The organism is Congregibacter sp., assembly GCF_047617445.1.
Taxonomy (GTDB): domain Bacteria; phylum Pseudomonadota; class Gammaproteobacteria; order Pseudomonadales; family Halieaceae; genus Congregibacter.
This window is the reverse complement of the sequence record NZ_JBLGBE010000020.1, coordinates 26,880-48,015: the sequence shown is the minus strand read 5'-3', so window position 1 is coordinate 48,015 and position 21,136 is coordinate 26,880. Positions and strand designations below refer to the sequence as shown.

The 21,136-nt window shown below is 53.4% G+C and carries 22 protein-coding genes, 2 tRNA genes and 1 pseudogene; 2 read left to right on the top strand and 23 right to left on the bottom strand.

Annotated features, from left to right (window positions below; genetic code table 11):
• Positions 1-59: 59 nt before the first annotated feature.
• Entirely contained in the window at positions 60-998 is a 939-nt protein-coding gene (locus ACI9KD_RS07035; RefSeq protein ID WP_414980448.1) for a hypothetical protein, read from the bottom strand.
• A 247-nt stretch (positions 999-1,245) separates the two neighbouring features.
• On the opposite strand from ACI9KD_RS07035, the gene ACI9KD_RS07030 reads away from it, so the two are divergent.
• The gene (locus ACI9KD_RS07030; RefSeq protein ID WP_414980447.1) at positions 1,246-1,611 is read left to right on the top strand and encodes a cupin domain-containing protein; all 366 of its coding nucleotides are present in this window, start codon (positions 1,246-1,248) and stop codon (positions 1,609-1,611) included.
• 266 nt (positions 1,612-1,877) lie between these two features.
• Here ACI9KD_RS07030 and ACI9KD_RS07025 read toward each other — a convergent pair whose 3' ends face one another.
• The 14 genes and pseudogenes from ACI9KD_RS07025 to ACI9KD_RS06960 form a co-directional block, all read right to left on the bottom strand.
• On the bottom strand, positions 1,878-2,333 hold the full coding sequence (locus ACI9KD_RS07025; protein WP_414980446.1) for a hypothetical protein: 456 nt from the start codon (positions 2,331-2,333) through the stop codon (positions 1,878-1,880).
• Positions 2,334-2,397: 64 nt separating this feature from the next.
• Positions 2,398-2,790, bottom strand: a pseudogene (locus tag ACI9KD_RS07020) (IS30 family transposase); the annotation flags it as partial.
• 110 nt (positions 2,791-2,900) lie between these two features.
• Entirely contained in the window at positions 2,901-3,356 is a 456-nt protein-coding gene (locus ACI9KD_RS07015; RefSeq protein WP_414980445.1) for a hypothetical protein, read from the bottom strand.
• 197 nt (positions 3,357-3,553) lie between these two features.
• Positions 3,554-4,024: a PEP-CTERM sorting domain-containing protein gene (locus tag ACI9KD_RS07010; RefSeq protein WP_414980444.1), complete on the bottom strand. Its 471-nt coding sequence runs from the start codon at positions 4,022-4,024 to the stop codon at positions 3,554-3,556.
• 337 nt (positions 4,025-4,361) lie between these two features.
• Positions 4,362-4,435: transfer RNA gene (locus tag ACI9KD_RS07005), tRNA-Cys, on the bottom strand.
• Between the two features lie 8 nt (positions 4,436-4,443).
• A tRNA-Gly gene (locus ACI9KD_RS07000) sits at positions 4,444-4,519 on the bottom strand.
• A gap of 79 nt (positions 4,520-4,598) precedes the next feature.
• The gene (pgsA, locus tag ACI9KD_RS06995; protein ID WP_414980449.1) at positions 4,599-5,162 is read right to left on the bottom strand and encodes a CDP-diacylglycerol--glycerol-3-phosphate 3-phosphatidyltransferase; all 564 of its coding nucleotides are present in this window, start codon (positions 5,160-5,162) and stop codon (positions 4,599-4,601) included.
• Between the two features lie 33 nt (positions 5,163-5,195).
• Complete coding sequence (uvrC, locus tag ACI9KD_RS06990) at positions 5,196-7,043, bottom strand: excinuclease ABC subunit UvrC (protein WP_414980443.1); 1,848 nt, start codon at positions 7,041-7,043, stop codon at positions 5,196-5,198.
• A complete protein-coding gene (gene murB / locus ACI9KD_RS06985; RefSeq protein WP_414980442.1) occupies positions 7,036-8,052 on the bottom strand; it encodes a UDP-N-acetylmuramate dehydrogenase in 1,017 nt (338 codons plus the stop codon). The genes uvrC and murB overlap by 8 nt, the downstream gene beginning before the upstream one ends.
• Positions 8,045-8,854, bottom strand: coding sequence for a 3-deoxy-manno-octulosonate cytidylyltransferase (gene kdsB / locus ACI9KD_RS06980; protein WP_414980441.1), 810 nt, complete (start codon positions 8,852-8,854; stop codon positions 8,045-8,047). The genes murB and kdsB overlap by 8 nt, the downstream gene beginning before the upstream one ends.
• Positions 8,851-9,915, bottom strand: a complete 1,065-nt coding sequence (gene lpxK, locus ACI9KD_RS06975; protein WP_414980440.1) for a tetraacyldisaccharide 4'-kinase — start codon at positions 9,913-9,915, stop codon at positions 8,851-8,853. The genes kdsB and lpxK overlap by 4 nt, the downstream gene beginning before the upstream one ends.
• A 5-nt stretch (positions 9,916-9,920) precedes the next feature.
• Positions 9,921-10,346 carry an ExbD/TolR family protein gene (locus tag ACI9KD_RS06970; RefSeq protein WP_414980439.1) on the bottom strand — a complete coding sequence of 142 codons (426 nt, stop codon included), beginning with the start codon at positions 10,344-10,346 and terminating at the stop codon, positions 9,921-9,923.
• Positions 10,343-10,966 (bottom strand): MotA/TolQ/ExbB proton channel family protein, encoded by a 624-nt coding sequence (locus ACI9KD_RS06965; protein ID WP_414980438.1) that lies wholly within the window; start codon positions 10,964-10,966, stop codon positions 10,343-10,345. Before ACI9KD_RS06965 ends, ACI9KD_RS06970 begins: the two co-directional genes overlap by 4 nt.
• 12 nt (positions 10,967-10,978) lie before the next feature.
• The gene (locus tag ACI9KD_RS06960) at positions 10,979-13,507 is read right to left on the bottom strand and encodes a DNA internalization-related competence protein ComEC/Rec2 (protein WP_414980437.1); all 2,529 of its coding nucleotides are present in this window, start codon (positions 13,505-13,507) and stop codon (positions 10,979-10,981) included.
• Positions 13,508-13,589: 82 nt separating this feature from the next.
• Here ACI9KD_RS06960 and ACI9KD_RS06955 point away from each other — a divergent pair, with 82 nt between their 5' ends.
• Positions 13,590-14,114, top strand: coding sequence for a DUF2062 domain-containing protein (locus tag ACI9KD_RS06955; RefSeq protein ID WP_414980436.1), 525 nt, complete (start codon positions 13,590-13,592; stop codon positions 14,112-14,114).
• Here the strand turns inward: ACI9KD_RS06955 and ACI9KD_RS06950 are convergent.
• The 8 genes from ACI9KD_RS06950 to ACI9KD_RS06915 are packed head-to-tail and all read right to left on the bottom strand — an operon-like array spanning position 14,102 to position 21,136.
• The gene (locus tag ACI9KD_RS06950) at positions 14,102-15,319 is read right to left on the bottom strand and encodes an FtsX-like permease family protein (RefSeq protein ID WP_414980435.1); all 1,218 of its coding nucleotides are present in this window, start codon (positions 15,317-15,319) and stop codon (positions 14,102-14,104) included. The two genes, ACI9KD_RS06955 and ACI9KD_RS06950, sit on opposite strands and share 13 nt — an antisense overlap.
• Positions 15,316-15,999 (bottom strand): ABC transporter ATP-binding protein, encoded by a 684-nt coding sequence (locus tag ACI9KD_RS06945; RefSeq protein WP_414980434.1) that lies wholly within the window; start codon positions 15,997-15,999, stop codon positions 15,316-15,318. The genes ACI9KD_RS06950 and ACI9KD_RS06945 overlap by 4 nt, the downstream gene beginning before the upstream one ends.
• The gene (locus ACI9KD_RS06940) at positions 15,992-17,239 is read right to left on the bottom strand and encodes a lipoprotein-releasing ABC transporter permease subunit (protein ID WP_414980433.1); all 1,248 of its coding nucleotides are present in this window, start codon (positions 17,237-17,239) and stop codon (positions 15,992-15,994) included. The genes ACI9KD_RS06945 and ACI9KD_RS06940 overlap by 8 nt, the downstream gene beginning before the upstream one ends.
• A gap of 18 nt (positions 17,240-17,257) precedes the next feature.
• Positions 17,258-17,494: a (Na+)-NQR maturation NqrM gene (gene nqrM, locus ACI9KD_RS06935; protein WP_414980432.1), complete on the bottom strand. Its 237-nt coding sequence runs from the start codon at positions 17,492-17,494 to the stop codon at positions 17,258-17,260.
• 34 nt (positions 17,495-17,528) lie between these two features.
• Complete coding sequence (locus tag ACI9KD_RS06930) at positions 17,529-18,590, bottom strand: FAD:protein FMN transferase (protein WP_414980431.1); 1,062 nt, start codon at positions 18,588-18,590, stop codon at positions 17,529-17,531.
• Positions 18,591-18,632: 42 nt separating this feature from the next.
• Entirely contained in the window at positions 18,633-19,856 is a 1,224-nt protein-coding gene (gene nqrF, locus ACI9KD_RS06925) for an NADH:ubiquinone reductase (Na(+)-transporting) subunit F (protein WP_414980430.1), read from the bottom strand.
• A gap of 9 nt (positions 19,857-19,865) precedes the next feature.
• Entirely contained in the window at positions 19,866-20,474 is a 609-nt protein-coding gene (gene nqrE / locus ACI9KD_RS06920) for an NADH:ubiquinone reductase (Na(+)-transporting) subunit E (RefSeq protein WP_405272948.1), read from the bottom strand.
• Positions 20,474-21,136, bottom strand: coding sequence for an NADH:ubiquinone reductase (Na(+)-transporting) subunit D (locus ACI9KD_RS06915; protein ID WP_414980429.1), 663 nt, complete (start codon positions 21,134-21,136; stop codon positions 20,474-20,476). Before ACI9KD_RS06915 ends, nqrE begins: the two co-directional genes overlap by 1 nt.

Here is a 21,136-nt window from a genome sequence, read left to right as displayed (position 1 = left end):
CTGGCGACTTCTCTGAACACCTCAAAGCGGACGTCGAAACACATTACTGATTACTTAGCCTAAGGTTCCGCATCAACTGCGCACGGAGGCATTTCACCATCAGAGGCAACAAGATAGCGGCCCATCAATCTGTTGCACGCCCTATCTGAAGCCTTATGCTCGCCATCGCAGTTTGTTGCCTCACAGTACGCGTTACACAGCCCTCTGAGCCTTCCTGGCTCTAGTGAGGAGCAATCGTCGACAGGGGCTGTTGTGTCACACACACCATCAGCATTAGCATCGTCGGGATTATCCAAAGGGCAAGGATCATCGCTGTCACATACTCCGTCACCATCGGTGTCGTTAGGATTGTCCCGTGGACAAACATCCTCGTCATCGCAGAAGCCATCTCCATCTGTGTCGGTGCACGGCCCACTATCAATAACGCCAATGGATACCAGACCTGTATGCGATAAGGATGGATGAGGCGCTGAAGGGCCGTTGATATCTATACTTTCCGAAGCAGGATTAAGACAAGTACCGTCGGCATTCGCAGCTAGGCAATAATAATCAGTGGCATTGCCGAGTGGGGCTACCTGGAAAATAACTAAATCATTCCCTACCGAACCAAAATCGAAACTTAGCTCTGTGGCAGTCGCTGTGAGGGCGGCGCCTCGTACCAAAACACCCCAGTTAGCGGGGTCCAATCCTTCGTTGGTTGCATTGAGCGGGCCTCGCTGGCTTAGCACAGATACCCCATCCTCAGTATAGAGGTTCCAATCTACAATATTGGCTGAAGCTAAAGTTCCTATGGTGCCATCGGTTGTTATGTACCCTACAACTTTGCCATCGATGCCAAAATCGCGGTCAACAAGATATGTAATAGCGCTCGCTTCAGCAGCCAATGAGACAAGAAAGAGCAACCCAACAGCTCTTCGCACAAGCTCTTTTGCAAAGGGCCTCATGAAGCTGATGCTGATAATGAAAACAGCCAAAAGCATCAGAGTAAATCGCTTCATGGGGTCACCCTTCCGTGGAGATTCAGATAACCTTATTAAATAGTAGAGAATACCAACGCCGTCAAATTACCCAGTCCGCTCCTAGGCGAAAGCGGTCTAAAATTCTTGCATTGACCAGCCTGCCGCTACTTTTGCTAGGTGCTACAGCAAGTGACTCTCCCCACTTTCCATTGACTATCCGACTTGCGTAGTGTAGGGGTACAGTACTGGTAAGTGTCCTGCCAGGACATGAAGAAAAGGAATGCTCATGAAGATGACGAAGAACGAATTGCCAACTCGCCTCGAAGCTGGCGACATCTGCTTTCAGGGCCAGGACTGGGGCGATATTAACGTCGCTCGCATCCGGTTTCCTGCTGGTGCAGACGCCACGCCGCTGCTCGAGGGATTGCCGAATAATCTATGTCAGTGCCCGCATTGGGGAACAGTGGTTAAAGGTTCCATTCATGTGACGTATGCAGACGGCACCGAAGAAACGGTCAACGCTGGCGAGGTTTACTACTGGCCGCCAGGACACACTGTTAGAGTTGACGAGGATTACGAGGCAATTGAGTTCAGCCCAAGCGACCAAATGGGTGAGCTTATGAATCACCTCGAAGCGAAACTGAAAGGCTGAATGGGCTCAATGTATGAAGCCTTGGGCGCCTCCTAAGTCGGAGCCCTAGGTGCTTCAAGGGTGGCAACTATAAGCCGAAAGCGGCCTGCGGGATCAGTGTAGCTGACCATTCCTGAGCGGCCGGAATGAGTAGGAGCGGCCCCTCGGCACCGTATAGCCCTAATGTCTCAAACTAGGCGGAAGCTGCCGTTGGACGAGGCTTGGTGTGAGCCGTGAAAACTTCCGCTTCCGCTTCATAGGGAAAAAAGCTTCTTTCGCCCTAAAATCTATTTAATTACTTGGTCGACGAATACGACGAAACTGCTTCTAAGACGGACTTTCCCAGCCTGCCACCAACGTATGACGCCGGGAAAGCTCATGAACCACATCATCACTGCAAATTGACTATTCCAGTATTCTTCGTCGATACCATGACTTTTGTAGAGCGCGTACATGTTCTGAAAATTGAAGAAAACTCCGAATAGCAGCATAGAAAATCTAAGACGATCTTCAGCGCTCAAACTGTCCCAATCGCGACTTCCTGTATTAAATACTCGAGCAACGTCGGCGTCCCCGGCGATGCGAGCGGTAAAGTCATAAGCGTCATGAGTAGCCGCTTGATGTGAAGTAGTTTGGAGTGCAGATGTATTTTGGCGGATCTGTAAAGTCAAATACACGAGAGTTGCTACTGTCGCGATAGCTGCAATAAATTCACCTAAGTTTCCAAGCTGCTCAAAAGTCATTGCCGGTTGCTCTATTATATATTTAGAGACAAGAATAGACCTATGTCCGCCATTAGGTGCCAATTCAACCCGTCGTTGCAACACAGGCGTTAAATCTAGCAGCCGGTGTTTCATACTCCAAGGTCTTTCTCGGACGTTCGTTTAGCTGCCTAGCTACCCGGTCCAACTCAGCCTTCGAATAAATCGATAGATCTGTGTATTTCGGGAGATACTCGCGCAGCAGACGATTGGTGTTTTCGTTAGAACCTCGTTGCCACGGACTCTTGGGATCACAGAAGTAGACCTTGATGTTCGTCTCAAGCGTGAATTGCCGATGCCTAGTCATTTCTGTTCCACGATCCCAGGTGAGTGATTGATACAAATCACTCGGCAACTTTTGGGACTGCTTAATCAGAACATTAACAACCGTCTCACTGTTCTTCTTATCGATCTTTGCCAGCATCACATAGCGAGAGTGGCTCTATATTCATCTGTTCCACCGTTCCTTTTGATCTCACGACTGATCGTTGACGGTCGTAACAGACGCCCAACGTTACGGCGCTATCGCTTTGAAACTAGTTGGCTATCCTAGGTGGATTGTTTGCCGCGCATTCTAAAATATGTATATATGAGGTATCCGTTACACAATACAAATGTAGCCGACAGCGCGACCCAGCCAAGCACCGTACCTTGGATTAGGTACGGAAAACTCAATACCGCCTTCGTGCCCTCGGACAATGGTCCTGTGGTGCTGAGTGCTAGTAAGTCGCTACCGTATCCATACACCATAGAGATATTGTAGGCGAGGAGTATCCAAATCCATGCGGAATACGTCGTGTAAAGCGCAATGATTCCGACGATCCAAGTTAACTTCAATTTCTCTACCGCGAAATGAGCGACGAGGATCAGACCAAAAGAGACGCTAGCCCACCACTGTAAAACGGTCCAATATCTGTCATAGATAATGAAAATTAAATCCACAATTTCTTTCTCGGTCATATCGACGCCTTCAAAATCTTTTTCACAGAGTACGATCAAAGCCATGCCTTTTGCTAGGCGAAAGCTGCCGTTGGACGAGACCTGATGTGAGACGTGAAAACTTCCGCTTCCACCTCAAGGCAGTCTTTAGCGCGGAGCAGAATCCTATTGTTCTAACTGCAGCCCCTGCGGTGCGTGAATGGGGCTTTTCTCAGGCACAAAAAAGCCCGCACTTGGCGGGCCTTGTACACCAGGAGTTTGAGTTAAGCCCTACGGCGCTTCCAGCCGAGTCCAGCTAGACCGAGGCCTATTAGGGCGAGAGTTGCAGGAACTGGAACAGCCGCCAGCTCCGCGTCCAAACTTATGCGGCTTTGATCCCCGTCTAAGAAACCCCACGCAAGACGATCGAAAGTAGAGTCGTCACTTATGGCGGTGTAAGAGACGGAAAAAATACCGTCAAGGATATCTGCAAGGCCGAGCACGGGAATAGTAGCATCAACGAAGTCACCAGATGAAAGGCTCGCTCCTGTGGCATTTAAACCACCGAAGTAATTAAAAAGCCCCGCGTCTGTATTGAACAACGAAACGACTGGCTCGCTCAGTGGAGCAGTGAAAGCGCTAAAGTCGAAATTCAAAACTATCGACTCTCCCGTGTCTAAGGTAATAGGCAATGCATCCGCCATGGGCGCGAGCATCAAGAGCCAGAGTGGAATCGCAAACAAAGCTTTTTTCATTGTTTTATCGCCAACAGGGTGAACTAGTGAGAACACTGTGCAAGAACGCGACCACGGGTGTCTTTAGCTATATTTTACAACACGTTGGCGCGGGCATCGTTGCTGACGGGGTTGTCATCCTTGGTGATATGTAAAGAAAGCTGACGCCCGCATCTGATGTCCCCCGCCACAGCGCTGACTGGTCTACTACCTGACCGCTACGCTGCTCCTTCAGCGATCCTACCGTCAGCCCCTGCGGTGCGCGAGTGGAGCCACCCCCCTACCGCTTCAGCCATGTAAGGCCTTATGTAGGGTAAATATTAAATTACCCTGTAAGCCATTGATTTCATTAAATAGATGGAGGCTCGGGTCGGAATCGAACCGGCGTTGACGGATTTGCAATCCGCTGCATGACCACTCTGCCACCGAGCCTCAAAACTTGGAGCGGGAAACCGGATTCGAACCGGCGACCTCAACCTTGGCAAGGTTGCGCTCTACCAACTGAGCTATTCCCGCTGAGATCTCCGCTTTCCAGCGGGACGCGTATTGTAGGGTTTGATTAATATGAGTCAAGCCGAAACAGTGATGAATACAGTCACTCTGGAGGCTCTTCGGCCAATACCTGCTGCGCGGCGCGAAGGTACTGCCACATCGACCATATAGTCAACGCCGCTGCGATATAAAGCAGCAAAACACCCAGCGCCAGTATCTCACTACCATCACGCTGCGCATCCACCGCTAGCAATACCACGATAGATACCATCTGAAAGCCCGTTTTTACTTTTCCGATCATCGAGACAGCGACGGATGTTCTTTTTCCTAACTCAGCCATCCACTCTCTAAGCGCTGACACAACGATTTCACGGCCAATGATGACGCAGGCAGCCAAGGTAAAGAGAAGATCATTGTGCCGCTCAACCAGTAACACCAGAGCCACGGCAACCATGAGCTTATCCGCCACCGGATCCAAAAACGCGCCGAAGGACGTCATTTGGCCGAGTCGTCGGGCGAGGTATCCATCGAACCAATCAGTAATCGCTGCCACCGCAAAAATACCAGCTGCGGCTAACAGATGACCTTCGAAGGGCATATAGAACACAGCGACCATTACCGGAATCAACAGGATCCGCAGTAAGGTCAGTGAATTAGGTATATTCAGAGACACGTAAACGCCCCTCCCGACCTCAATGCCTCATTCTCCTACTCCGTGTAAGTGGTCATAAATTGTTTGCGCAATGTTAGCACTGATGCCTGGTATCTTTCGCAGCTCTTCCACACTGGCATTCTCCACAGCGCCTGCACTGCCAAAATGTCGCAGCAGCTCGCGGCGACGTTTAGCCCCTACACCGGCAATAGACTCCAGCGCCGACCGTCTCCGCTGCTTGTCGCGACGATTTCGATGCCCGGTGATTGCAAAACGATGTGCTTCGTCACGTATTTGCTGGATTAAATGTAATGCGGGGTTGTCAGAGGGCAGCTGCAACTCGAGCCCACTGTCTCCCAGAATCAGCGTCTCAAAGCCGGCCTTGCGAGTGGTGCCTTTGGCAACCCCTACGACCTCAATACCCTTAACGCCTAACTCCTTGAGTACCGACAGTGCCTGGGTCACCTGCCCTTTCCCGCCATCAATCAGCAAAACATCCGGAAGCTCGGCGCCCTCATCCTTCAGCCTTCGGAAACGCCGCGTGAGGGCCTGATGCATCGCGGCATAATCGTCCCCGCCTTCGATGTTATCAATATTAAAGCGACGATAGTCGGACTTACGTGCTCCGTTGGCATCAAAGACCACGCAAGAGGCTACGGTGGCCTCTCCACTACTGTGGCTAATGTCGAAACACTCGATACGCTGTGGGTGGACTTCCATTTCAAGTGCTTCTTGGAGCACTTGCAAACGCTCTTGTACGGTCTTTTTCCCCGCAAGATGTGCAATGAGGTTTGTCTGCGCGGTTTGTACGGCAAGTTGCAGCCACCGAGCTCTTGCCTGACGAACACGCTGCCTAATTACAACCTTACGTTCCGCTCGACCACTGAAGACTTCAGCCAATGTCGCCGCGTTATCGGGTGTATGACTGACAAGTAGCTCCGGGGGAATGCGCTGCTCACCATTAAGATAAAACTGAGGCAAGAAGGCTTCTAACACCTCGGCCTCGGTGTTCTCTAAACGCAGCTTGGGATAGAACGATTTGCTACCTAACACTCGGGCATCGCGCACAAACAGGACTTGAAGACAGCACTGGCCGCCTTCCATAGACGCAGCAACGACATCGAGATCACCATGTCCTCCTTCGATGCCCTGTGTGTTTTGCACTTGCTGTAAATGCTGTATTTGATCGCGAAGCAAGGCGGCCTTTTCGTAGGCAAGCTCTGCCGCTGCTGTTTCCATATCGTCTGCAAGACGTATCTGAAGCTCGCGAGACTTACCCAGCAAGAACAATTCTGTTTTCTCGACCTGCTCGGCGTAATCTTCCGTTGATACGAGGTCTACGCACGGCGCAGTACAGCGATCAATCTGGTGTTGGAGGCAAGGTCGGGACCGATTGCGAAAGTAGCTGTCCTCGCACTGCCGAACCTTAAAAACCTTCTGCAGAAAGTGCATAGACTGTCGCACGGCCCCAGCACTGGGATAAGGCCCAAAGTACCGACCTTTTTTGCGTTTGCGACCCCGATGCACAGTGAGCCGAGGAAAGCGATCCTCGCTGGAGAGAAAAATATAGGGGTAGGACTTATCATCCCTTAACAGAATGTTGTACGGCGGTTTGTGTGTCTTGATGAGATTGTGTTCAAGAAGCAGCGCATCCGCTTCAGTCGATGTTACCGTGACTTGAATCTCACGAATTCGCATCACCAGTGCGACCGTCTTCGCATTCAATCCACTATTGCGAAAGTAGCTAGCGACTCGATTCTTTAAGTTCCTTGCTTTACCAACATAAAGCAATTCCCCATCGCCATCGTACATTTGATAAACGCCGCAACGCGTCGTCAGTGTCGCCAGGAACGCTTCGGAATCAAACCCAATTTTGTCTACTCCTGACTCAGCCATAGATCCGTGGTTCAGGCTCTAGCGCTACTGAGAACTGGTCTTCGACCACATCCTGAACATGTCTGGCAAGCTCGAGCACGTCGCTTTGCTTCGCTTTGCCATCGGTGACTAACACCAATGCATGCTGATCAGAAATCGTTGCGGCACCTTTGGCACAACCTCGCAACCCGGCTCGCTCTATCAGCCAGGCAGCCGATACTTTGAACTGCCCATCAGCTTGTGGATACACTGGCACCTTGGGTTCGACGCTTTGTAGGTCCAGTAGCTGTTGTGCCGACAGAATGGGATTCTTAAAGAAGCTTCCCGCATTCGGATTTTTCCAAGGATCAGGCAATCGCTCGCGGCGAAGGGCTACAACAGTCTCAAACACGGCTTTGGCCGACACTGCTCGATGGCTTAATCGAGACTTCAGCACCGGATAATCAATGCTTATAACCGCTGTCCGAGACAGCTTGATATCGACCGCAGTGATCAAAAATCGATCCTGAAGCCCTTGCTTAAACACACTATCGCGATAGCCAAACTCGCATTCAGCCGCGGCCAGTGTTTGCGCGGCCCCTGTGACAAGATCAAAACCGTGAACTGCGACGACAAACTCGGCAAACTCTCTGCCGTAGGCGCCGATATTCTGCACTGGCGCAGCGCCTACCAACCCAGGAATAAGAGCCAGGTTTTCAAGCCCGTAAAAACCGCTATCGAGTGTTTCGGCGACCAGCTCATGCCAGCCCTTTCCCGCCCCGACCCGAAGCGTGACCGCACTTTGTGTGTCAGACAGCAAGCTCACAGTGGCATCTGAGACTTTGAGCACAGCAGCTTCAAGCATCGGCGGCAGTACGACATTACTTCCCTGGCCCAGAGGCATAAGCGGCAAACCTGTCTCTTTAGCCCATGCTATTGCTGCGAGCACATCCTGAGCGCCACAGACGGTTACCAGTCTGCGAGCCGTGCACGGCAATGCGAGCGTGTTTGCAATAGCATCGGCCTGACCCTGAGCATAAAAATCACTCACTCGCTGTCTTCGTCACTGCTGCTGTATTGATCATTGTCGCGTGCGTAGACAGGTCACCGAACTGTCTGCGAACTCTCTGGAGGTCTTCAGGTGTATCGATACCACCGGGGACAGGCTCACACGCCGGCTCCACGTGAATACCTTCACCCTTATACAAGGCACGCAATTGCTCAAGAGACTCCGTTGTCTCCATAGATGCCGGCTGCCACTGCGTGTAACGACTCAGAAACGCTGCACGGTACGCGTATAAACCAATATGGCGAAACCACTGTCCAGCGGGCATCTCAACCGACTCCCAGGCGTAATCCCGAGGCCAGGGAATACTCGCGCGACTGAAGTAGAGCGCCTTCCCTCGTTCGTCGAACACAACCTTCACGGCATTAGGATCGCAAAGGACGGAAACATCAGAAATTGCCTCACACAAAGTCGCAATACTCGCGGTCTCTTCCCTGGCAAGATTCTGCGCTACCTGGTCAATCACTTTAGCTGGGATCAACGGCTCATCGCCCTGCACGTTCACCACGATCTGATCATCAGACAGCGCTAGTTGCTTCGCGACCTCGGCCAATCGATCAGTACCACTGGCATGATCAGGATTCGTCATCAGGCATTCGGCATCAAATTCGGCGCAAACCGACGCAATACGCGAGTCATCCGTAGCAACTACCACGCGGCTGGCTTGCGAAGTCTTAGCCCGCTCCCAAACATGCTGCAGCATCGTTTTGCCGGCAATCATCGATAAAGGCTTACCCGGCAGCCGAGTCGATGCGTAGCGCGCGGGGATAACCACAACAAAGCTCATAGTGAATCTCCGCCTGACTGTCGTTCTTCGGGAACTGTTTCTTTGCCAGGACTGTCCTGCACATCGACATCAGATGGTTCGTGAAGCAATCCTGCGCGTTGCATCAGTTGCTGGATAAAATCTTTGGGGAACTGAATTTCCATATCCAAAATCCAAGCATCACAAGGCAGAACATCAGGACACTTCACTGCATCCTTCGCTGTCATTACCACGGGAAGATCGTCCAGGCCGTCAAAGTCGCTCTCGGCAAAAGCCCTGTGATCTACAAATCGATGTTCAATGGGCTCCATTCCGAGCGCACGCAAATCATCAAAAAAACGCTGGGGGTGCGCTATCGCTGCGCTTGCATGTACTGAAGGACCAAACCCGGGGTCATCGGTATCACGAATTGCTCCGTCCGAAAAACGACGAAAATGCTTCGCTCGATAAACCGTGCCAGAGTGCGAATCCTGGCCTCCTCGCTGCAGAAAAAAATCTACCGTAGCTAATCGTCGAAGAGGCTCCCGCAGGGGGCCCACCGGCAAAAGATGAGCATTACCAAATCCCAGGACCGCATCACTGGTAACGACCTCCACATCACGTTGCAGTGCATAGTGCTGAAGGCCATCGTCTGAGACGATCACTTCGGCACCCAACTCTACAGCTCGCTTTGCAGCAGCGAGTCGATCTCGGCCCACAAGGACCAGGCCATGCGTGTTTTTAGCAATTAGCAGCGCCTCATCGCCGACCTCCCGATAATCGCTGTCCGGGGTTACCTGCACGGTTCCTGTGGCCGACCCCGCGTATCCTCGGCTGACCACCGCTACCGTATATCCATGCTCCATGAGTGATTGCGTGATACCCAGAACAACCGGCGTCTTACCAGTGCCACCCACGCTGAGGTTCCCCACCACGATCACCGGAACGCCCGGGTGGCCACTGGTGAACCAGCCTTTGCGATATGCGACGCGGCGAAAAGCCGTGAGGCCGGCGAACAACCATTCCAGAGGCAACAACAAAAGCAAAAATCTCGGCGGTTGGAACCAAGCGCGTTCCATGGCCAGTGCTGCACGGTCAAACATAGTACTCAGGGCGCCTGTGACGTTGGCTGAACAGTTGCGATACTCAAGCGACTGAATCCCATTTGGCCCGCAGCATCCATTGCTCGAACCACCGATTCGTGGGCCGCCTGCGCATCGGCAGAGATCACCAAAGGCAGGGTCGTATCACCTTCTGAAACTTTGTAAACCGCTGCCTGCAATGTGCGCATACTCCTATCAACCAGTGCACGGCCGTTAACCCGATAGTTCCCATCCTCATCAATGAGAATTTCCACTTGTTTCTCTACTTCATCACGAACCAGACCCGTCGCTTCAGGCAAATCGACCGACAGCTGGGTCTCCCTTGTGAACGTGGTGGACACCATGAAGAAGATAAGCAACAAGAACACCACATCAATCAGTGGTGTGAGATTGACGTTGAGCTCTTCACGGCTTTGTCGACGAAACTTCACGCCGATTTACGCTCCTCGTCCCTTGCATGTAAAGCGTCCACCAGCTTGATAGTCTGCTGCTCCAACTCAATGACGATTCCATCGATTCGTCCACTGAAGTAACGATGCATCACCAGGGCAGGAATCGCCACGCTCAGTCCGGCTGCCGTAGTGATCAGAGCTTCAGAAATACCCCCGGCAAGAGCACTTGCATTCCCCGTGCCTTGAGACATGATTTCGGCGAACACGCGAATCATGCCAACGACGGTACCGAGAAGTCCAAGTAAGGGAGCAATTGCTGCAATCGTCCCTAGCGTGTTGAGATAACGCTCCAGGTCATGGATCACATGGCCCGCAGCTTCTTCAATACTTTCTTTCATGACGTCGCGTCCATGGTGCGCGTTGGCCAGGCCTGCTGCCAGGATTCGCCCCAGGGGCGATGAATCACGAAGGTTGCGCAGCTTTGTTGCGTCTAATTCTCCCGCCTTAAGTTGTTTCCAGACGCTTGCCAGCAAATGCGGAGGGGAAATCCGGCGTCGGTTCAACACATAAGTACGTTCAATACATATGGCAATTGCCACGACCGAGCAGGCAACGATGATAATCATCAACCAGCCGCCGGCGGTTATGAGTTCCAGCACAGTGGGGCTCCTCTAGTTGTCGCGCTGATTATACCCGCGGATGACGCTGTGCGGAGGCTGACAATCGCGATCAGATGCACCGCGGCGCCAAAATGGCTGCCAGCGATTTCGGCTTGCTTCGCATTGCACGCTCCCGTCTGCCAAAAGTCTGAAAATCACAGCGCCGTGAGTCGCCGTGTTGAGCACCCTAACCCCCTGGGCAGCCGCCGTATCAATCACTCGAGCTGCCGGATGCCCAAAACGATTGCTGTGTCCTGCGGTTACCACCATCACAGCTGGCGCCAAGGAGCGCAACCACAGACGACTATTGGAGCTGGCTGACCCATGATGAGTTGCCATTAGAATATCGACCTTTAGCTCAGACCCCCAATAGGCGAGTAAATCCCGCTCCCGTCGAGCGTCGATATCACCAGCCAGAAGGATGTTGTTGCCATAAGCCGAGAGCAGCAGCACACAGGAAGCATTGTTATCGCTGTCTCCGGGAAGACCTTGAGATAGGTAGCGCAGGATCACGGCATCGCCAAACCGCTCAACCTCGCCTAGGCGGCACTTCTCGGCTTCTTCGTCAGCGATACCCCGCCGTACACGAGTTGGCGCAGCCACCTCAGACACCAACGCTTCGCCGCCGCTGTGATCCTGATCGGGATGACTGATAACCAAAGTCTGCAAAGCATCAATCCCCCGGCTGCGAAACATTGGAATCAGGCTTCTGGCCGCAGTTGCAGGACCACCAGGAGATCCGCCTCCGGTGTCATAAAGCAAGGTCTTATCACCGTGACGCAAAAGTACTGCAGTACCCTGCCCGACATCGAAAAACACGAGTTCTACCATGTTTGACCCGCCCTTTTGACTGGGCATCAGCAAGGGAGCCAGCAAGAGACTGACAATGACTTTTTTCGGAACAAAGCGTGGCAGAGGCATCAGGAAGATGGCCATTAACGCTGGTATAAATACCAGAAGGTCAATACTGGCCCGAAGCACGCTCCATTGGGCCAAAAAGGGCTCCCAATAGCCCAAGGCTGACCATAATAGCGAGAGCAATGTGGCCGCCGCATTCAGATGCAAGTCTGCCGCACTCGCCAGCATTGGCGCCCATACCAGGGAGATCAGTAACAGGGGCACTACAGCGAGAGTGACTAGTGGTATTGCAACTAGATTGATTACACCACCGATGCTACTGGCCTCCTGAAACCAAAAGAGACTCAAGGGGAGCATGGCCACCAGCATGAACCCCTGGGCAGCCCAGGCTTTGCGCAGCCCTCCCCCGGCGTTACGCCAGGCAGTAAACCAAAGCAGCAAAGCAACGGCTCCTAAGGTCAGCCAAAAGCTCGGCGCAAGAATACTCACAGGATTCAGCGCGTAGAGGCCAATGCCTGCTAAAGGCAATACACGACCGGAATGCAGCGATCTACCGCAGAGGCCGGGCAGCAGTACCAGAACCAGCATCAGCAATGCGCGCTGCGCTGGGAGAGCGAATCCGGAGAGCAGACCGTAGGCCCCTGCCCCAAGCATGGCAAAAAGCGGTGGCAAAAATCTAAGGTGGATACCTTCGCACGAGAGCAGCGCAAAAACACGACTCAAACCAGACCCAAACCACCACCCCGGAAGAGCGAGCAGCGTTATGTGCATACCTGATATCACCAACAAATGGGTCAAACCATAGAGACGTAAACGTGCCCACACGTCCGGTGTCATCGCTCGTCGATCACCGACCGCTAAAGCAGCCAGCAACGCCCCCACTTCCCCGGGGATACGTGTTTGAATATCGTGTGAGAGTGCGTCGCGTATTCGGTAGAGGCGTGCGGAGAAGCCAAGAGATAATCCGCTAGGATTTGACCGTTCATGCACCTCAGAGACCGACCCGATTGCGTGAATATTGGCCACGAGAAATGCCTTCTCTCCCTCTGTTGCGGCGGGATTAACCAAGCCCCAGGGACGCCGGAGTCGAGCATCGAAGATCAGGCGGGACCCTGATGATATCTCACCCAACTTATCCATTGATTTGATCGGAGATCGGTTGACGACATTCACCTGGACGGGGCTCGAGATCATGTCCTCGTCCAGATAGACACGCAGTTGTCGAGGTCCGGCACAGCGTTCGGGACTCAGGCTGAGAACGCGAACATCGAGTCGAACACGAGCCCCCGCGGCGCTATCGAAGCGATGAATCAGTCCGTCGATCACCCCGTCCACCCTGACACGTTGTCGCTCACAGTGAATAGGTAGTAGCCGCTCCTGCCAGTAAGCAGCGGGTATCAGCACATGGAATGTGCCCAGGATGACAATAACAGCCGGGATCACTAGTAAGACAAGGCTCTCCAGGGCTGTGGAAGCAGGGGTCTTAGTAGATCGCCACAACAAACAAAGGAGCAGCGCTATGAGCAGCACTATCAGCAACACCAACGCCGCTAGCTGAACGAATGTCGGGGTCGGCAGCACCGGTAGTTGCAAAACAGCAAAACCGACGCCCAACAATAGTAGTAAAGCCGGGTACGGCCCTACCATCAAAGGGTCTCGAGCGGCATAATGGCAAGCACCCAACAGGCGTCTTCTTTTAATTAACCGGTGTTTGAGTGAAGCACGACAAACCTTTTCAGCGAATAGCAGTACCGGTCAATGAGCTATGCCGCGTAAAACACTAAAATCTCTGATGCCCTCGCCCGCCAAGCTCCGCAAGCATGGCGCTCTGGACATTCTTGGAGAATGGGTCTACGCGAGTAACCTTTGGCACCTCAACCGTTACTCGGCGTCCATGGCCTTCTTCGTGGGTTTGTTTCTTGCGTTCATCCCGGTACCCGGACAGATGCTCCTTGCAGCGCTAGGGGCGGTACTGCTGCGTTGCAACCTGCCTATTTCGGTGGGCCTGGTGTGGATAACCAACCCGCTAACGGTCCCAGCGATTTTCTATCTCGCCTATCAGGTTGGCGCACTGATTATCGATGTACCCCTAAAAGAAGTTGAATTCGTACTAAGCGTTCAATGGCTGCAAGAAGAACTGCAGCGAGTGTGGCGTCCATTGCTCGTAGGATGCCTGCTTTGCGGCCTGTTCTTTGGAAGTCTCGGCTATTTTGCAGTCAACGTTTTGTGGCGAATTCGAGTCGCCCGCCAATGGAGAAAGCGCAAGAAGCGTCGCGCTCAAACGTCCTGATGCAAAACGCTAGCTGGCTGAAGGCGCGCCGCGCGCAAGGCCGGATACACTGCTGCAAGCACGCACATACCAATCGCGACAGCTGCGATAAGTATTACATCACCACCCCGTAAATCGACCGGAATAAACGATACCGGGTACACATCCGTGCTCAGGAATTGAAACTGGAGCGCCCCCTCAAGGCCCGCCACGATACTTGGCAGAGCGCCACAAAGAGCAGCCCCCAACGCACAGCCAATCGCAGACCCAAGCACGCCAATGATGAGTCCTTGGGCAATAAATATAGAAGCCATGTTTCCTGGCGTTGCACCTAAGGTGCGCATGATTGCGATGGCACCGCGTTGATCGATAACAATCAGAACCAGCGCTGACACCACGTTAAATGCAGCCACACCAATGATTGAGGTAAGAAGAAGTACTACCAGATCCCGGGACAATTGGATCGCCGCATAAAGATTGCCATGGGTCATTCGCCAAGTAGTCGCGTAGCTTCCCGGAGGCAATTCCCGCCGCAGCTGTGGCAACAAACTATCCACCTCAAAGGGATCAACATAGCGAAGTTGCAAGCCACTGATACTGCCATCAAGACCTGCCAGTTCCGAGGCGCGATCAAGAGACATCAGTGTCAGGGATTCATCAAGCTCGGTACCCGTATCGACCACCGCTGCGACCTTTAGACGCTGTGTCGATATGCCGCGTCGATCAGCTCGCCCCCGGGGAGGAACAATAATGGTAACGCTGTCTCCCGCCTCCACACCCAATCGCTTCGCGACAGAATCACCCAACAGAACACCGGACAATTCAGCCAGTTCAGGAAGTTCCAACATCGCAGGGGTTACCTTGGGAATTGAATCAACACCAAGACCTGATATTGCGACTACCTCTCTCCCTCTAATGGCCATACCGTCAAAGCTGACAAAAGGCGACACTGTCGCAACACGCGGCAGATCTCGCAGACGCGCAGCCAGAGCAAGGGCTGCGCCTCTATTGCTTGGGGTATGCACTGTGACATGGGGTACCAAAGCAAGAATACGTTCACGCATCTCACGCTCAAAGCCGTTCATTACCGATAAGACTGTGAGCAGCAACGCGGTACCCAGAATCAGCCCCGTCATGGATACTGTGGCCATAAACACAGAAAGGTGCCCTCGCCCAAACGCCAAGGTGTACCGAAGCGCGATGCGCAGGGTTTCCCAAAGAGTCACTGAACAACTTCCAGGCGTCCATCGGTGAGCCGCAGCACGCGCTGCATATGTCCTGCAACACTCAGATCGTGAGTGACCACCACAAACGCACTCCGCGTCTCCCGAAGCTTATCGATGAGGTCCAGAACTTGTTGAGCCGCCTCCGGGTCGAGATTCCCCGTCGGCTCATCCATCAACACGCAACGTGGGCTGTTGATCAGACTTCTCGCAATAGCCACGCGTTGGCGCTCGCCGCCGGAAAGCTGGCCCGGTCGATGTGAACTGCGATTAATCAGTCCAACCGCGTCGAGCATTTCTGCGGCTCTGGCCTGCGCATCGCGTCTGGAAACCCCAGCTATGAGCTGTGGCATCGCAACGTTCTCCAGCGCCGAGAACTCAGGGAGTAAATGATGAAACTGATATACAAAGCCTAGATTCTTATTCCGCCATCCCGCGAGCTGGGCCTCGGACATGGTGGCCAGGTCCCTACCCGCCAAGGCAACCTCTCCCTCACTCACTCGATCAAGTCCACCAAGGAGATTGAGTAAGGTCGACTTCCCGGAGCCGGATACGCCGATGATGGCCACCTTCTCACCATCGTTGAGCGCAAAATCAACACCGCGAAGCACGGTGACGCGAGAGGCACCGTCATCGTAGCTCTTTTGAACATCGGTACAGCGCAGCGCCACCGAATCACTCATAACGTAGGACCTCTGCAGGGGCGATACGACTGGCACGCCAGGCGGGATAAATGGCTGCGAGTACGCTCAATACAGTCGCAGCGCCCGCTACCAGGACAACATCTGACCATAGGAGCTTCGAGGGAAGCCGAGAAATGAAGTACACGGAAGGATCAAAAATGCGTGAACCGAAAATCCGCTCGAAGAAGTCCACAACATCGGCCACATAAACTGACAGCAAGACGCCAACGAGTGTGCCGGCAAGCACTCCCAGCAACGCCAAGGCCAGGCCCTGGGTGAGAAAAATTCGAGAGATTCCGCCTGGGGTCGCGCCCATGGTTCGCAGCACTGCGATATCTCGCCGCTTTTCGGTAACAGCCATCACCAAGGTAGAGACCACGTTAAACGCTGCAACTAGCACGACACCCAGCAACAAAATGCTGACTGTGACTTTCTCCATTCGGATCGCCCGAAACAAGGAGCCCTGCGTCTCACTCCAAGGCCGGTAAACACCGCGACCCGCGATCAATGGCTGCAATGAGCCCTGCAATCCGGGCGCGGCCATAAGATCACGGGTTCTGACTTGCAGACCTCGGGTGCCTCCAGCCTTTAGCAGACGATCTGCACTATCCAGAGACACGTAGGCAAGAAGACTATCCTGTTGGGCGCCAACCTCGAATAAACCCACTACGGTGAGCAAACGAGAACGTGGAAACAAGCCCAGCGGGGTCGTACTCACCTGAGGAAGCACAACACGCAAGTCATCCCCAGGAACCACGCCAAGCATTCGAGCCAAAGAGCTTCCAAGAATGACGCTGAAATCAGCCTCTAGGTCATCCAAACTTCCCACGAGCATAAACTTTTCAAGATCGGTAAGCGCAGACTGCTGCTGGCTATCTATACCTGTAAGTACTGCACCTTGCTGCCGGTAAGGTCCCGAAAAAAGCACCGTCTCTCGGATAAAAGGCGCAACCGCCAAAATCTCCGGGTGGGTTAACAATGAGGCTGAGAGCGCCGTGTCTCCGACCGTTTCGTCAGTGCTTTGCTCTAGGGTTTGCTCTACGTATCCATGAGGAATCAAGGCAAGGATGCGCCCGCGCAGCTCACCTGCGAAGCCATTCATCACCGAAAGAACCGTAATGAGACTCGCAACTCCGAGCATCATTCCCAGCATAGAAGCTAGTGATACCAAGGCGGTGAAACGTGAACGCTGCCGGCTAAATCCGTAGCGCAGGCCCAAAAACCGAGTGTACGAGGCCATTACTCAACGACTGCGAAGTTACTTACTGGCGTCGTAGAATCGAGCACCGGAGTCGTCATTGTTAGACTGAGTTAATCCACTGGATTGCTGTTCACAGAGACTGGGGTCATCGCCACAAATATCGCAGCGCCCTTCTATGCCCACGGCTGCAAGCCCGCCGCAGGAGCCCTTCAAAGGTCCGCGACCTGCCATAGCACCAATGGCCATACCGGCCATAATCAAGCCCATGATGAGGAATGCGAAAACAAAAACCATAACAACTCCAGTATGACTGCGAATCTACGCCGTGCTAGGGCTTAGCCCCCGCTTTGGCATTCTGCCGATAGGCTTCAAACGCTGGCGTATAGTGTAACTCAAGCGCCTCCTCACCCCGAGCAACAAAATGCGCTGCAAGCCCCTGCTTCTCAGCCAGATCCCGCGCAGCATCCAAGCCCATCACCAACAACGCCGTGGCCAGGGCATCGGCCGTCATACAGTGCGGGTCGATTACGGTCACCGAAACCAGTTCGTGCGCTACGGGATGGCCGGTACGAGGGTCTACCAGATGCGAGTATCGACGACCTTCGTGTTCAAAAAAGTTCCGATAGTCTCCGGAGGTCGCAACCGCTGCGTCTGTGACACTGAGCGCCTCAATAAAACGCGCTTGACTCGGATCAGGGGATTCAACGGCAAGACGCCAGGGCCCACCTTCTGGACGTTCACCTGAGGCACGCAGTTCACCGCCAATTTCCACAAGACTGCTCACAATGCCATGCGCGGCAAGAACCTGGGACAATTGATCCACGGCGTAGCCTTTGGCAATGGACGACAGGTCAATTCTCACACCCTTGGGGCGGCTTAGCGTGGACGTGCGCGGATCCCAGGAAAGACGGTCGGCACCCACCAGATCCATCGCTGCGCGTATCTCAGACGCTTCTGGAGGACTTGTGGTCCGGGCGCCCGCGCCAAACCCCCACAGCTCCACCAAGGGTCCCACGGTAACGTCATAGGCGCCTTCCGTGAGCTCACCCACAGTCAGTGCTGCATCGAGCACGGTGGCGAAACGCTCGGAGAGAATCACGGGCGCAGCCGTCGCGATGGCATTGACTCGTGAGATCTCAGAATCGGGAATATAGGTAGAAAGCGACTGGTTGATGGCCTCTAACTCGCGCTCTATCAATAGTTGCAGATCTGCAGGGGAAACGGGGTCAAAGTCAGTGACCTGACTGGAATCAGCAGCCGCATAGATAACCGACCACGTGGTTCCCATAGTGCCGCCACTAAGCACTACACGCTGGGGACCACTGTCGCAGGAGGACAAAGATACTCCCGCGATGAACACGAGGAGCAGTGCAAACGAGGCACGGAACATAGCTATCGCCAATTGCAGGCCCGAGTGCGAGCCTGCGTTTTATCAGCCGCCGAAGTCGTCCAGCATGATGTTTTCGGGTTCAACGCCCAGGTCGGTCAGCATTTTGATTACGGCCGCGTTCATCATAGGCGGACCACACATGTAATACTCGCAATCCTCTGGAGCTGGGTGCTCCTTAAGATACTCCTCGAAAAGCACGTTATGAATAAACCCGGTCAGTCCATCCCAGTTATCTTCAGCTTGGGGATCAGACAAAGCCACGTGCCAGTCAAAGTTGTCATTTTCTGCGGCCAGACCGTCGTAGTCCTCCACATAAAACATCTCCCGCAGCGAACGCGCACCGTACCAAAACGAAATCTTACGTTTACTGCCAAGACGCTTAAGCTGATCAAAGATATGCGAACGCATAGGCGCCATGCCCGCACCGCCGCCGATAAACACGATTTCGGCATCTGTATCTTTGGCGAAAAACTCTCCAAAGGGTCCATACACGGTGACTTTATCGCCAGGCTTCAGCCCGAATGTCCAAGAAGACATTTGTCCAGGAGAAATACCCTCGCTTCCTGGCGGCGGCGTGGCGATACGTATGTTGAACTTAACGACGCCTTTTTCTTCCGGGTAGTTCGCCATGGAGTAGGCCCGAATGACCGTCTCATCCACTTTAGACGACATCTTGAAAAACCCAAAGCGCTCCCAATCACCGCGGTACTCTTCATCGATATCAAAGTCGCTGTAGTTAACCAGGTGAGGTGGGCACTCAAGCTGCACATAACCGCCTGCACGAAAATTGACGCTCTCACCCTCGGGGAGACGCAGTGTCAGCTCCTTAATAAAGGTCGCCACATTGGGGTTACTCTCTACCGTGCACTCCCACTGTTTCACACCAAACACTTCTTCAGGCACCTGGATCTTCATGTCCTGCTTTACAGCCGTCTGGCAGGATAAGCGCCAACCATCAGAGGCATCGCGACGGGTAAAGTGTGACTCCTCCGTGGGCAGCATAGAGCCGCCGCCCTCATTGATGATGCATTTACACTGCGCGCAGGTTCCACCCCCACCGCAGGCCGAGGCGAGGAACACATTCGCGTCGGAAAGGGTCTGGAGCAACTTCCCCCCAGCGGGCACAGTGATATTGCGCTCGCCGTTAATTTCGATCGTCACGTCACCGCTGCTGACCAATAGTGTTCGCGCATAAAGAATAATGCCTACAAGCGCGAGTATCGTCGCGGTAAACATGCCGACGCCGTATACGATTGTCATTTCCATGGTCGTGCCTCAGAGATCGATGCCGCCGAGGGCCATAAAGCCCAGGGACATCAGTCCAACAGTGATAAAGGTTATGCCAAGCCCCTGCAAGCCATCGGGCACATCGCTGTACTTGAGCTTCTCGCGAATACCCGCTAAGGCAACAATAGCCAGAGCCCAGCCAACCCCGGCCCCCGCTCCAAACACGACGCTCTCACCGAAATTATAGTCACGCTCGACCATCAGCAGCGAGGCACCGAGAATCGCGCAGTTCACCGTAATCAGCGGAAGGAACACGCCGAGCGCGTTGTAAAGCGCAGGCACATATTTATCGAGAAACATCTCCAAAATCTGCACCAGGGCCGCAATCACACCGATGTACGACAACAGTCCCAGAAAGCTCAGATCAACATCGGGCAATCCGGCCCAAGCAAGCGCGCCATCCGCAAGGAGGTAGTTGTAGATGAGATTGTTAACCGGCACGGTAATCGTAAGGACCACCACAACTGCCACGCCGAGGCCAATGGCAGCGCTGACTTTCTTGGAAACAGCCAAAAATGTACACATACCCAGGAATACGGATAGCGCCATGTTCTCAATGAAGATTGCCCGCACAAACAGGCCAAGGTAATACTCCATCAGGCACTCTCCTCCGCTACGGTGTGCTTGGCCATGCGGAAGTCCGGCTCTTCGACCTGTTTGGCGTCCGCCGATCGCAGAATCCAAATAAACAGACCAATGATGAAGAACGCACTAGGCGGCAGCAGAAGCAAACCGTTTGGGTTGTACCAGCCCCCCTCTGTCACCAGTGGGAGAATTTCAAAGCCGTACAACTTTCCCGCTCCGAACAACTCGCGGATAACTGCGACAAAAACGAGCACTACGGAGTAGCCCAGACCATTGCCGATACCGTCCATGAAACTCGCTACCGGCGGATTTTTCATCGCATAGGCTTCTGCGCGTCCCATCACAATACAGTTGGTAATAATCAAGCCCACAAACACTGAAAGCTGTTTACTGATGTCGTAAGCAACAGCCTTGAGAACCTCGTCCACTAATATCACCAGCGAAGCGATAATCGTCATCTGAACGATGATTCGAATACTGCCTGGGATGTGATGCCGAATCGACGAAATGAACAGATTTGAAAAGCCCGTAACCAGCGTCAAAGCAACACACATCACCAAAGTGACTTTTAGTGAAGATGTAACTGCCAGCGCTGAACAAATACCCAATATTTGAAGAGCAATAGGATTGTTCTTAAAAATCGGGCCACTGAGCGTATCTTTTACTGCGCCCAT

Bases quoted from the DNA above. Each gene is read 5' to 3' on its own strand.
- ACI9KD_RS07035 (WP_414980448.1), bottom strand. From the start codon at position 998: ATGAAGCGATTTACTCTGATGCTTTTGGCTGTTTTCATTATCAGCATC.
- ACI9KD_RS07030 (WP_414980447.1), top strand. From the start codon at position 1,246: ATGAAGATGACGAAGAACGAATTGCCAACTCGCCTCGAAGCTGGCGAC.
- ACI9KD_RS07025 (WP_414980446.1), bottom strand. From the start codon at position 2,333: ATGACTTTTGAGCAGCTTGGAAACTTAGGTGAATTTATTGCAGCTATC.
- ACI9KD_RS07015 (WP_414980445.1), bottom strand. From the start codon at position 3,356: ATGGCTTTGATCGTACTCTGTGAAAAAGATTTTGAAGGCGTCGATATG.
- ACI9KD_RS07010 (WP_414980444.1), bottom strand. From the start codon at position 4,024: ATGAAAAAAGCTTTGTTTGCGATTCCACTCTGGCTCTTGATGCTCGCG.
- uvrC (WP_414980443.1), bottom strand. From the start codon at position 7,043: ATGGCTGAGTCAGGAGTAGACAAAATTGGGTTTGATTCCGAAGCGTTC.
- kdsB (WP_414980441.1), bottom strand. From the start codon at position 8,854: ATGAGCTTTGTTGTGGTTATCCCCGCGCGCTACGCATCGACTCGGCTG.
- lpxK (WP_414980440.1), bottom strand. From the start codon at position 9,915: ATGTTTGACCGTGCAGCACTGGCCATGGAACGCGCTTGGTTCCAACCG.
- ACI9KD_RS06955 (WP_414980436.1), top strand. From the start codon at position 13,590: ATGCCGCGTAAAACACTAAAATCTCTGATGCCCTCGCCCGCCAAGCTC.
- ACI9KD_RS06945 (WP_414980434.1), bottom strand. From the start codon at position 15,999: ATGAGTGATTCGGTGGCGCTGCGCTGTACCGATGTTCAAAAGAGCTAC.
- ACI9KD_RS06940 (WP_414980433.1), bottom strand. From the start codon at position 17,239: ATGGCCTCGTACACTCGGTTTTTGGGCCTGCGCTACGGATTTAGCCGG.
- nqrM (WP_414980432.1), bottom strand. From the start codon at position 17,494: ATGGTTTTTGTTTTCGCATTCCTCATCATGGGCTTGATTATGGCCGGT.
- ACI9KD_RS06930 (WP_414980431.1), bottom strand. From the start codon at position 18,590: ATGTTCCGTGCCTCGTTTGCACTGCTCCTCGTGTTCATCGCGGGAGTA.
- nqrF (WP_414980430.1), bottom strand. From the start codon at position 19,856: ATGGAAATGACAATCGTATACGGCGTCGGCATGTTTACCGCGACGATA.
- nqrE (WP_405272948.1), bottom strand. From the start codon at position 20,474: ATGGAGTATTACCTTGGCCTGTTTGTGCGGGCAATCTTCATTGAGAAC.
- ACI9KD_RS06915 (WP_414980429.1), bottom strand. From the start codon at position 21,136: ATGGGCGCAGTAAAAGATACGCTCAGTGGCCCGATTTTTAAGAACAAT.